The organism is Vibrio sp. 10N.222.55.B11 (genome assembly GCF_041473705.1).
GTDB lineage: Bacteria > Pseudomonadota > Gammaproteobacteria > Enterobacterales > Vibrionaceae > Vibrio > Vibrio crassostreae_C.
In genome coordinates this window covers 205402-217330 of the sequence record NZ_JBFRST010000041.1, presented here as the reverse complement: position 1 = coordinate 217330, position 11929 = coordinate 205402, and the positions used below count along the sequence as shown (strand labels likewise).

13 protein-coding genes are annotated in these 11929 nt (G+C 43.4%); 4 read left to right on the top strand and 9 right to left on the bottom strand.

Annotated features, from left to right (window positions below; all coding sequences use genetic code 11):
• Nucleotides 1-79 precede the first annotated feature (79 nt).
• From AB4503_RS15375 to AB4503_RS15360, 4 genes are all read right to left on the bottom strand, one after another.
• Nucleotides 80-844 carry an ABC transporter ATP-binding protein gene (locus AB4503_RS15375; protein WP_017061894.1) on the bottom strand — a complete coding sequence of 255 codons (765 nt, stop codon included), beginning with the start codon at nucleotides 842-844 and terminating at the stop codon, nucleotides 80-82.
• Between the two features lie 12 nt (nucleotides 845-856).
• Nucleotides 857-1807 carry an iron chelate uptake ABC transporter family permease subunit gene (locus AB4503_RS15370; RefSeq protein WP_372115337.1) on the bottom strand — a complete coding sequence of 317 codons (951 nt, stop codon included), beginning with the start codon at nucleotides 1805-1807 and terminating at the stop codon, nucleotides 857-859.
• A complete protein-coding gene (locus tag AB4503_RS15365; RefSeq protein ID WP_102320323.1) occupies nucleotides 1800-2753 on the bottom strand; it encodes an ABC transporter permease in 954 nt (317 codons plus the stop codon). Before AB4503_RS15365 ends, AB4503_RS15370 begins: the two co-directional genes overlap by 8 nt.
• Before the next feature lie 100 nt (nucleotides 2754-2853).
• The gene (locus tag AB4503_RS15360; RefSeq protein WP_372115336.1) at nucleotides 2854-3786 is read right to left on the bottom strand and encodes a siderophore ABC transporter substrate-binding protein; all 933 of its coding nucleotides are present in this window, start codon (nucleotides 3784-3786) and stop codon (nucleotides 2854-2856) included.
• Between the two features lie 948 nt (nucleotides 3787-4734).
• On the opposite strand from AB4503_RS15360, the gene AB4503_RS15355 reads away from it, so the two are divergent.
• On the top strand, nucleotides 4735-4944 hold the full coding sequence (locus tag AB4503_RS15355; RefSeq protein ID WP_004731601.1) for a hypothetical protein: 210 nt from the start codon (nucleotides 4735-4737) through the stop codon (nucleotides 4942-4944).
• A gap of 230 nt (nucleotides 4945-5174) precedes the next feature.
• Here AB4503_RS15355 and AB4503_RS15350 read toward each other — a convergent pair whose 3' ends face one another.
• Nucleotides 5175-5768 carry a hypothetical protein gene (locus AB4503_RS15350; RefSeq protein ID WP_372115335.1) on the bottom strand — a complete coding sequence of 198 codons (594 nt, stop codon included), beginning with the start codon at nucleotides 5766-5768 and terminating at the stop codon, nucleotides 5175-5177.
• A 265-nt stretch (nucleotides 5769-6033) separates the two neighbouring features.
• Between AB4503_RS15350 and AB4503_RS15345 the strand changes: the two genes are divergently transcribed.
• Together AB4503_RS15345 and AB4503_RS15340 are read left to right on the top strand one after the other, a co-directional pair.
• Nucleotides 6034-6195: a hypothetical protein gene (locus AB4503_RS15345; protein WP_019820087.1), complete on the top strand. Its 162-nt coding sequence runs from the start codon at nucleotides 6034-6036 to the stop codon at nucleotides 6193-6195.
• Nucleotides 6196-6421: 226 nt separating this feature from the next.
• On the top strand, nucleotides 6422-6961 hold the full coding sequence (locus AB4503_RS15340) for a DUF3332 domain-containing protein (protein ID WP_017061899.1): 540 nt from the start codon (nucleotides 6422-6424) through the stop codon (nucleotides 6959-6961).
• A gap of 112 nt (nucleotides 6962-7073) precedes the next feature.
• Here the strand turns inward: AB4503_RS15340 and AB4503_RS15335 are convergent, their stop codons facing one another.
• From AB4503_RS15335 to AB4503_RS15320, 4 genes are all read right to left on the bottom strand, one after another.
• Nucleotides 7074-7733, bottom strand: coding sequence for a potassium channel family protein (locus AB4503_RS15335; protein ID WP_372115334.1), 660 nt, complete (start codon nucleotides 7731-7733; stop codon nucleotides 7074-7076).
• A complete protein-coding gene (locus AB4503_RS15330; RefSeq protein WP_017068458.1) occupies nucleotides 7734-8834 on the bottom strand; it encodes an AI-2E family transporter in 1101 nt (366 codons plus the stop codon).
• A 153-nt stretch (nucleotides 8835-8987) separates the two neighbouring features.
• A complete protein-coding gene (locus AB4503_RS15325; RefSeq protein ID WP_372115333.1) occupies nucleotides 8988-10097 on the bottom strand; it encodes a PAS domain S-box protein in 1110 nt (369 codons plus the stop codon).
• 274 nt (nucleotides 10098-10371) lie between these two features.
• Nucleotides 10372-10800, bottom strand: a complete 429-nt coding sequence (locus tag AB4503_RS15320) for a PACE efflux transporter (RefSeq protein WP_372115332.1) — start codon at nucleotides 10798-10800, stop codon at nucleotides 10372-10374.
• A gap of 137 nt (nucleotides 10801-10937) precedes the next feature.
• On the opposite strand from AB4503_RS15320, the gene AB4503_RS15315 reads away from it, so the two are divergent.
• Complete coding sequence (locus tag AB4503_RS15315; protein ID WP_372115331.1) at nucleotides 10938-11840, top strand: LysR family transcriptional regulator; 903 nt, start codon at nucleotides 10938-10940, stop codon at nucleotides 11838-11840.
• Nucleotides 11841-11929 lie beyond the last annotated feature (89 nt).

The following is an 11929-nucleotide window of genomic DNA, read 5'->3' as shown; positions in this document are numbered from 1 at the left end:
TAACTGATCGGCATTACCTCATATGGGAGCTCTTTTCGTTCAACGGCTAGAAAGCAAAACAACCGAGTTATTCAGTAATCTAACGACCAGAATAATACATACAGATTCGAACACCATCGAACTCACGAATCTCAAATGGGATCTCGTAGATAGACTCCATCACTGATTTTTCAACCACTTCCGAAACCTTACCCGACTTAACCACTTTGCCTTTCTTCATCGCAACAATGTTATCTGAGTAACAAGAAGCGAAGTTGATGTCATGAATCACGATAACGACCGCTTTATTGAACTCATGCGCTAAACGACGCAACGTCTGCATAATTTCGACCGAGTGTTTAATATCAAGATTGTTCAGAGGCTCATCTAAGAACACATAATCCGTATCTTGCGCCACAACCATCGCGATAAACGCCATTTGACGCTGACCGCCACTCAACTCATCAAGGTATTTGTTTTGGATGTCAGTAATGCCAAGGTGTTCTAGTGCTGTATCGACGATCTTATGATCTTCGTCTTTCAAGCGACCTTGAGAGTGTGGGAAACGACCAAAACAGACCAATTCACGAATCGTAAATCGCATGTTGATGTTATTTGATTGTCTTAACACGGCAAGGTGCTTCGCTAGCTCTTTGGTATCCCACTCAGCCAGTAACTTATCGCCAATGACCACTTCACCTGCGTCACTGTCGGTTAAGCGGCTCGCCATTGAAAGTAGTGTACTTTTACCCGCACCATTTGGGCCAATGATAGAAGTCACTTCGCCTTTCGGGAACATAGCACTGGCATCATCCACCACGAGTGACTTGCCATACTTCTTACTTAAACCTGTTAATTTAATCACTACTTACTACCTTTACTGAATTCTGGTGCGTAACAACAAGAACATAAAATACAAACCGCCGACCAAGTTAATAATCACACTCACAGTGGTTTCAAACGCCATCACTTTTTCGATAAACCATTGGCCAGAAACCAATAGCACGATCGCTAATAAGCTGCTTGCGATGATAAGCACACGATGCTGATAAGATCGGAATATCTGGCGAGCTAAGCTCACGGTGATCAAGCCAAAGAACAGCACAGGGCCAACCAGAGCCGTAGACACCGCGACCATCACTGACACAATCACCAAAGTAATCTGAGTCAGTCGCTTGGTGTTCACGCCAAGGCTTGTCGCGTTATCAACACCAAGCCAAAGTACATCAAGCTTAGGCGCCAACAACCAAAGGCCAAATAAGCTCAAACCCAATGGAATAAGGCTGAGGTAAACCAGTTCGCCTTTCACGTTATTGAAGCTTGCGAACATCACATTCTGCAGCACCGCAAATTCATTGGGATCAATCAACATCGCAAGGAAGTTCGCTAAGCTCGAGAATACGCTGCCACACACGATGCCTATTAAAAGCAGTGTGAAAACGTTATTTCGCTTGCTCTTAAAGTAGAAATGGAACAAAGCAAACGAGAACAAGTTCATCACAGTCACAGACATCGAAAAGTTTGCGATTGAATCAATCACCCAGAAACTGGTACTGCCAAACACAAACAGAAGTACCGTTTGAACCAGCATATACAAACTATCAAAGCCCAAGATGGATGGGGTTAGAATTCGATTATTAGTAATAGTTTGGAAAACCAATGACGATGCAGAAATCGCCACCGCCGCCAACACAATTGACAGTAGTTTAGGTAGTCGCAGAGACAAGAAGAACTCATAGTTATCCCACGTAAGTCCCTGCCCCACAAATACAGCCGCCATACACAAAGACGCGATAGCCAGAATCGCAATTTTTACTGAATCACGCATTCGACTTGTCTCTCATGATTAGGTAAATAAAAATCATGCCACCAAAGATGCTGATTACCATCGAGATTGGAATCTCATAAGGGAAGATGACGATTCGAGCTAGCAGGTCACAAGCCAACACCAAGATCACCCCCCAGTAGGCAGTCCAAGGCAGAATCTTCTTCATGTTATCGCCCATCATCAGCGACACGATATTCGGCACGATAAGGCCAAGGAATGGGATAACACCAACGATCATCACCACAGAGGAGGCACTGATAGCCACTAACGCAACACCAATGAAGACGATCTTCTGATAATTCAAACCGATGTTTTTCGCGAAGCTCTCACCGATGCTCGCCGCACTGAACTGGCTCGCGAAATAGTAAGCCAATACACAAGCAGGCACCGCGAGATAAAGGATTTCATAGCTGCCCTGCAACACGCTCGCAAAGTTCGCCATAGTCCATGCCGACATGGTTTGTACTAAGTCGTACTTATAAGCAATAAAGGTTGTTAGAGACGAAACAACGTTGCCATACATAATGCCAATCAAAGGCACCAATACCGCGTTCTTAAACTTGAGGTGTTGTAGGAAGCGAACCAATAGCATGGTGCCAAACACTGCAAACGCGAAGATAAAGCCTAAGTAGCTCCATTGCGCAGCATTGCCTAGCACTAGAATGCCGACAATGTAACCCAACATCGCACAGTCAATGGTGCCCATCGTCGAAGGCGCGGCAAACTTGTTCTGTACGATTTGCTGCATGATCAAGCCAGAAACACTCAATCCCGCTCCGGCAAGCACGATCGCGAATAGTCGAGGAATCCGACTAACAATATAAATAGAATTGGCGTGTTGGTTGCCATTGAAGAAGTCACTAAAACTGATTTCAGCGACTCCAATCATCAATGACGCAACGCATAACACAACAAGAAATACAGCAGCTGCAATGGGTTTCAACATAGGAATAATACTAAAGATAGGTCTCGGGTAGCCCGTATAAAAAAGTGAAAAAGGGCTTATAAGAACACTCTTATAAGCCCGAAAATCTGATGGTTAGTAACTATTGAATCGTACGTTCAATGTCACTAAGCATTCTATGAATCGCTGTCACACCGCCACTAGCCAAATACCAAGCACTTGAATCAAGGTAAACGATATTGCCGTGCTGCGCTGCAGGTGTTGCCGCAACCAGTGGGTTATCAAACAGTTGTTGTGCGCGTCCTTCTGATTTACCAATCGCTTTTTCGCGGTCAAGCACGTAAAGCACTTCAGGTTTTGCATCAGCTATGTATTCAAAAGAGATTAGGTTGCCGTGTGTTCCTTTAATCGGAGCCACGGTTGCACTCTTTGATTCCACGAAACCAAAGTCATCAAAGATGATTGAGAAACGGCTGCCTTTGTTGAACATCGCAATGTTGTTACCGTTGTTCATTAGCATCATTGCTGAAGTTTCGTCAGACGCTACTTTGTCGTTTACCGCTGTGATAGAAGCTTGAGTCTCTTTAATGATCGCTTCGACTTCAGCTTGCTTATCAAAGATGTCGCCTAGCACACGCCAGTTTTGCTGAGCATCAGCCCAGTACTTGTCGCCTTCAATAGAAAACATGACAGTAGGAGCAATTTGTGCCAGTTTGTCGTAAACCTTAAGCATGCGGTTTTCCGCGATGATGATGTCAGGCTTCAACATGTAGATAGCTTCAAAATCAGGTTCGCTTAAAGAGCCTGTATTTGCCGTCGTATCTTTGTACGAAGCTAGGTAATCAGGCAGCAAGCTATGAGGCGCGCCAACTGGCTGTACACCAATTTTATCGAGCACGTCTAAGCTACCGTGACCTAGAACCACCACTCGCTGTGGTACTTCAGTAAACTGCGCTGTGCCTTTCACATGCTCAATGGTGACGGTTTCCGCATGCGCGGTCATCATGAATGATGATGCTAGAACGATGGCAAGCCCGCTCAATAACTGGCGAACTGAATTGATTGTTTTCTTCATGTTTCTTCCTTTGCCATTGATACAAACCACCACTCATGACAATGAAAGTCACATTACTCATAGACGAGCATGGGGCGTACACAACTGCTAAATAACGATAATTTAAAGTCTGTCATTGGATTGACAACAAACTTGTAACGCAAGTGAGAACTATTATCAATTATATTTGCACTAAATTGGCGACACAACAACTTTATTATTCAGAAATGTAAAAGTGAGTATTCATATTTTGCGTAGTCAGGAGAGATGCTAGGGATCAGAAATAACAAAAAGACGCGAAGAGGAAAGTGATCATCAATCTGAAGAATAAACTGATGGGGAAAGTGCCCGAAAACCCTGCAATTAAAACTCTGAACCCCAGAATCACAACGCTCAACCTCAGAGTCAAGAATTGTAATTTACAATGTAAAGATCATATACAACAGAGACTTAATCATCACCAAATTAGCTGATCAATTAAACCCACTAATGACAACGAATACGAACAGCTGAAAAGCCAAGACTCAGTCAGATATCATGGTCAAATCCCTGACCTTCGCTCATTTAACCTTCAGTAACCGATGGTAAATCACCCAAAAATATTTTTGAATTTAATTGAAAATAGGGTTGTAATTTTGAAAACTAGGCGTATAGTTCGCCACCTGGCTCTAATCTATAGAGCTGTTAATGCTAAAGTAAGTCCAAGTTCCACATAGACAGTTCTCGATTCCCTCGTTACACCATCTCTGCGTCAGCTTTCACCCAGATAGTCATTCAATAGCTTTTAAATTCGATCCTACTACCGATCTATCGTCATTTGCTCTTTTGTCAGCGAAGTCAGAATAGATCGAGCACTTAAATACAAATGTAATAAACACAAGGCACAGTTATGTCACGCAGAACAACACGACAAACCCATTGGTACCAACTATCACGCGAAAAAACAGTCAATAAACTAAAAGGTAATAAATGCTCAAGATTAAAATAGATTTACACAAAGAAGAGATTTCATGGGTCACCGAGATTCGACAGCTCAATAGCGATATACTCCACCGCCACATATTGCCCAAGCTACAACATCACAGCTATCTCATCGACTTTGAATTTAATGAACGAGAAAGCATCGGAACTATCGTTTCAGGCAACGGAAACACCCTAGGACATTTCACACTCCTATAGCATTTCCCAAAGGCTACAAAAGAAACACCATCTAGTCCCAAAGATGTAAAAGATGTCACCCTCAATTCGCTCTAGCAGAACAAAATAGAGTAGAAGTAAAACAGATCTGAAACCTAGCCCTTTTTGCATTTCACACGCGGCTAACGCTAGCTAGGTTATCGTACTTCTATTGAAACCAACTTATATCAAACTCTAAATCACCATTGAGTCATTATCAGTGCATTCATGGACTAATAAGTTAACGGCATCGACCTTAACTTCTGATCAAGAGTATATATGTGTTCTGCAGCTTGCATGTGTTGAGGGTAATCACTGAACTTCTCACGATTCTCCTCATTCATCTTACATGTCTCATCCACCAGCATTAACTTCCAATACAGCTTCGTTGTATGCAACATCGCCAGTAACGGTTTGAACACCTCTTGCTCATAAGCTTGAATCAACTCTTCAATCAACTCGTCACGTTCGTCTTCGCTTGCGATTGAACCCTCGGTTGCCGACAACACTTTTTGATACTTCAGGTTTTGTTGCAGCTTATCCATGACCGTTTGGTTTTCTTCCGCTAAGTCAACAAGCTTCGACTTAATGATGTTTACCCAATTCGCTTGGCTCAGTACTGTGTCATCAACGTTGGTAAAATCTTCTCGTATTTGTCGTTCAACATCTTTTTGAGCTTTCTTTAAAACCGCACGCACCTTTTGGAAAGGCAGCTGATACTCCTTACTTAGCTCGATAATCAGTTTATGAAAACCACCATTTGGAAGGTGTAAGTTTTCTTTAAACGTCGCCATTGCAGCTTCTTGCTGTTCGGTAAGGTGAGTCATTCTGTTTCCTATTCTTTATCACTTATGGTGCTGAGCCCGCGATCATACCACTATTACCCTCGTTTTTTCGGTAACTTGAACAGTTACACCTCGCTATGCCGTTAAATTCACCCAACTCTTTACCTTTTGCCTAGTTATTAATCCATATGGCATGAAATGGTAAATCCCTACCGGTGAAAGTTCGTACATTACGCGCTCAGGGTATATCGCCAGACAGGAGTCGTTACTTACATATGAAAGACAACCGCGAGAAATGAGAAAACAGATGACCTATTCAGAATACAAAGAATCCGATTTGCATAAGTGTGTAAGCATTGGTGCAGAAGCAATGGTATCCATTGCCAAGTTTGCCTTTAAAGCCACCACCCTTTTATTTCGGTTTTTCCGCTGGCTTGTCGTATCGGCTTATACCTACGTGATGAAGTAATTCTATATTGGAGTGGTTGTTTTCATTACGACTTATCTAAATACCCCAAAGCGCGCCCTATTAGGTCGAGCTTTTTTTTGTGCCCAGTTTTATACCTAGCTTTATGCCAAAAATCCGAGTGCATTTTATATCGTCAGTCGCGCTAAATGGTAAAACTGACCATCGAATAAAAACCATACTACACCTGTTCCAACGAAACAGACTTCTAACTTATACAGGTACTAAAATGAAAAAGATTGCACTTAAAATTGTAGGACTAACGGTTTTGGCTTCTGCGCTAACTGGTTGTATCGGTAGTAACGCCGTAACAGGGAAAGTGATGAAATTTAACGTTGAAGTTGTCGATAACCGCTATGCTCGTGCAGGTGTAAACTTCTTATTAGCGCCTGTATACGGTATTACTACCGCAGCAGACTATGTGGTATTCAACTCACTTGAATTCTGGACAGGTAAAAACCCTATCAGCGGTTCACCACACGTATTTGATACAAAAACAGACACGCACTTCAAAGTGAACGATGAGCTGGACCCAAGCTTGAAAGAAGCCCCTGTCGGCCCAATTTCTAACAATCGCACCATTGAAACGGGTGAGATGATTAAGATCGACGAAAACACGATTCAAATGGACATCGTCTATACATCTGGTGAAACAGCGACTCTAACGGGCATCAAAGACGGTCAAAACGTTACCTATTACATGGATGGTCAGCTTGTATCGCAAACAACTATCGCTGAATTAGAGAAGATTCAAGGCACTGAAGCTTAAGGTTCATCGCCCACACAGAGTTCAAACTTAAAGAGACTTTTGAGCTCATAAAATAGAACAAGCCCGGCGATTGCCGGGCTTGTTTGTATGTGCTCTATTATTTGTAAATGCTCTATTGGGACTGAGACTGTGCAAGTCGAATGCTCACCAAACTCGCCACCATGATAGCTAAGTAAAAGCTGCCGATAATGGATTCCATAAACACAAAGAATTGAGCAATAGGCAGAGCTGGTAATATGTCGCCGTAACCAACCGTAGTCAAGGTGATAAAGCTAAAGTACATCGCATTAAACAAGTTCGTCAGCCAGACTTGCTCTTCTAACCCGTTAAAGGCATTAGGAAAGATCTCTAAAATTAACAAGTAGATGGTCGACCAAGCAAACCCTAGCAACAAGTAAATACAGATGGAGCCGATGATGTGATTGGGTGTCACCGTTTTGGCTTTCATCACCTGCTTCAACGCCGAGTAAATGTGTGAAAACAAGAACACAGCCAACGCCGATAGCGTCACTATCGACAGGTTATAGCCTTCCAAAAATGAAAACACGCCAGACACGAGCGCCGTAATCAATAACAGCCCATACCAAGAGCGATACAAGGCTCGCTCTTTATGAATACCGGCAATTGAACTCGCCAACGTAATAATGATAAGAAATAGGATTGTTTTCTGGCCTTGCGGATAAAACTGCTGCATCACCGCGCAACCAAAAAACAACACCAACAGTGCATAGAATAAGAAGTAGAAGTTGTCGTCTTTAGAGACTGGCTTCATCTATTTTCCCTCGACCTCTGCAGGTTTTTTCTCAGTTTCTTGTTGGTTTTTCTCTTCAAGTCCAAGCCACGCCATCATCAGCTCATAGCTTAAACTCAGTATCACAGCACCGACAAACAGACCGACGATGCCTGACATAGCCATTCCGCCCAGAGCACCCAATAGAATTACCAACATTGGAATGTGAGAGCCACGGCTCAGCAATACTGGCTTTAAGATAGCGTCACTGCCGCTCACCAAAATACACCACACTAAGAACAAGCTCGCCGCCAGTGTCGATTCAACGCTGAACATGTAGATGATCGCCGGCAATAGAGCGAGAATCGGTGGAAGTTGGATTATCGCAATGAGCAGCACAGCTAGCGCCCAAAACGCAGCTGCTGGAACGCCTGCAATCACCAAACCGATTGCCGACATCATGGATTGAATCACAGCCACACCAATCACACCTTGCACAACGCTTCGCACGGTCGATTTAGAGAGCTCTACCAACTCTTCACCTTTACCGCCCGTTAAACGCGCCACTAAGTGAGTCACGCCGGTTTTGCATTTATCGGCATTACTCATGAATGCACCCGCAATGATGGTAGAGATGATGAACTGAATAAAGCCGCCACCTAACGAGCCAAGAACAGAAGCCGCTTTCGTCGCAAACTGTTTAAGTTCATCCGCATACTTTATGAAAGTGCCTTCAATATTGTTGGAGGCGGCAACCAAGGTTGAATAAACCTTCTCACCTATGAATGGAATATCTTGTAAGGACTCTTTCGGTTTAGGCAATGACAATGTGCCATCTTGAAGCCCTGTCATCAGGTCAGTCGCGCTGGTGTAGATACCAGAAGAAAGCGCCGCCAAAGGAATAAATAGAAGAATCACACCAATAAAGCTCAGCAATGCACTGGCTTTACCTTTCGACATCCCGGTTTTATTTGAAATTGCGACCGCCACTGGATACAACGCAGTCGCAATGATCGCACCCCATATCACCAGAAGAATGAATGGGCGCAAAATCGAAAAACACCAATACACGAGCATGGCAATCGCTGCGATCTTGATGGCAGCGTCTATCGCCTGTTTTGAAAAATCATCGGTTAACTTCATGAGACGTCCTTGTTAGACAAAATTAAGGCTGATTTTGTAGAAACTTCCAATTCCGTGTTTCTAGGAATAGAGAAGCCAAAATCATATATATGCCAATTAACACTAATTGGAATATGCGTATAAGAGTGTTGCTATCGATGTCACCGGAGCTCATCAACGTGCTACCAACCAGTACGAGCAACGTACTAAATGCAGTGGCGAAAATAGGTGCTTTTTCGGGAACCGTGTAGATCTTGGTAGCCATAAGAATGCAATAAGTCCTATAAACAAAGAATAGAAGACAATGTTGGGTACTATAGAAAGAATTGAAAAAGCAGCAATCGCCAGCAATCCCCCGATACCGTTACTTATCACCAAAAAAGCGCTCAACTTTATCGACTTCTCTGACGTAATCATCAACGATAACAACGCAATGAACATCATTGTCAGTAAAGCTTCAGATATTTGAAAAATAAAGAAAAAGCACACCACTGGATAGGAGATAATCATCGCCTTAAAGGCCGCATACCAACGCTGTTTCTTTTCGAGTGGCGCAGCAGCGAAGCCTGAGAACGCCGATTTAGGCTCAGGGAAAAACACATGCACTAACGCAAAACAGGAATGTGTGTAACCATAACGCTCTGCCAGGTTAGAATAATGTTTTAAGTCGTTATCAAAGCGGCGTCGATTCCAGCCCCCTGTCAGTGAATCCGTTTCCACCAGCATTCTTAATCGACGCTCCAATATCTTGCGTCGGCTAATATCCGTAAAGGTCACCACGTACTTGTTATTGTGCGGCAGAATTTCAGTTAGCTTTTCCACCACAACGTTTACGGTAAACTGCTCACCAAGTCGACTGACGCCACTCAACTCACCTTTCCATCTCTGGTTTTCCTTCAGTGAGCGAGTAATGGTCGTGATTAGGCTGCTGTTATTCATAAAACAGAGATCAGAAATCGGACGAGATTCGACTTGGTCAAAGGCATAACCTGAAACCCGAGAGAATTGTTGATTCACTTGTATGACCCTCAATTGACTATCGAGGACAATAAAACCTGCGACACCATCAATGATCGCTTCCGACAAGTTATTCTTGCTTTGAGCCATTTCATGTCGATAAAGGCGTGCGGTAATAAGAGTGCTAAGTAAAAACAACGCACACACCGAAAAAAACATGGCTGGCGTAGAAGCAATACTCAGCAACCACAAGCTAAATGCCATATTGAGGACAAGTGCAGACACCACGTATAGCGGCATTTTTCGGTCATAACTTAACTTGTTCATAGTTTGCTCTGGTGATGGGCGAATGACTATGATGGCTAAGTTTTAATTAAGATATTTACCATTTTACGACACATACAAATTCAAATTACATATCGAACAATAAGTGCATAGGGTTACACTAACTATTAAGCGGAAGAGATTGAAAAGATTCGAGACCGCCACTTTGAATGCCAACCAGTGCCGGGTTACCTTGGCCTACTAACCGAATATCTCCGTCAAAATAACGAATAAACAAACGGTTAGTGGCCAAGCTCGTGTTTACTGACTTGGTAGATTACTGAACGGCTAGCTCCCCTCTGCGTACCCAGAATGCTCGAACATGGTCATAAATCAGATTAAACACAAACGCGTAAATGGTAATAAAAATGGTCACGCCGATGTCCATCAAAAATGCTTGCCATAACCCCACGTTAAGTAAGTATGCCATCACAGGGATCGTCGCGATCAACAAGCCAGCCTCAAATAGCACGACATGAAAAACACGTAATTCGAGCGAACGCTTTGATTTTTCACCCGTGAAATAACGATCAAAAATACGGTTAAAACAGTAGTTCCAAATCATCGCGATAGTCGCAACAACTATCATGGTTCCTGATAAGGCATTCACATCGTGATCAGTAAATATCGCTAAACCTATAATTGACAGTGTGACGGCCAATACTTCAAACAACACCGAGTGGAAAACTCTCTCTAACGTACTCATACATTCCTATAGCAATTTATAACATGGTGGACTTACCGAAATTATGTCACCGAAAACAATAAGAGAAAGTTAACAGCCATCACATTTAGTGATAGCTTAAGTATAAGTACCCCATTTTGTATTGAGCGAGAGATAACATGTACAGTTTTGAGCAACTAAAAGTCTTCGTCACGGTGTGTGAAAGTGGCTCTTTCTCTGCCGCCGCTCGCAAACTGAAACGAGCTCAGTCTGGGGTAAGCCAATCGATAGCCAACCTCGAAATTGCCATTGACCAAGAGCTGTTTAACCGAGAGAAAAACATCCCCGTTTTAACCAGCAAAGGTAAAGCGTTATTGCCTGTGGCTAAGTCCATTCTTGACCAGCAAAAGTACTTCGATCAAAAAGTAGAATCGCTGACCCAAGAAGATGAGCACGAACTGATCATTGCGGTTGATGAAAGCATCATATATAAGAATTTCATTAAGATAATCAGCTCACTGGCCGATCAGTTCCCAATCACGCACTTCGATATCATCACCACTTCTACCTTCGATGTTGAAGATCTAGTGAGACGTGGCAAAGCGCAGATTGGCATCATCTATGCGGATGGTGAACTTAAAGTGGATATGGACTTCTTCTTACTGGGCCAAGCGCGTTTCCTAACTGTTAGCTCTGCCACTCACGAACTGAGTCGCATGTCCGTAGTACAAGACTCGGACCTCAAGCGTTATCGCCAATGTGTGCATCGCAGCTCAAAGCAGCGCGAATTGTGGTTCACCTACGGTATTAGCTCGATGCTTTGGTACGCCAACAACCACAAGACCATTGTTGATCTCGTTGAACAGAACGTGGGTTGGGCTAATGTGCCCGAGATGATGGTGATGGAAGGCATTCAAAAAGGCGACCTTGTGGCGTTGCCTGTTTCGCACGAGCATGGTGGTTGGATTACTCCAGTGGGATGTTTGGTGTCTCGCAGCCACATCAACGGCCCAGTTCTCACCAGCCTTATTGAGCAGCTTAAGAGGCACTCACTGCAATACAATCAATGGCAGGCTAACTAACCTCCCCTGTTCTTCACTCATCGTCAATTCATAGATTCAATATCGACGTGGGACTCACCACCGCTACCTCATTTCTGCTTATCTTGCCG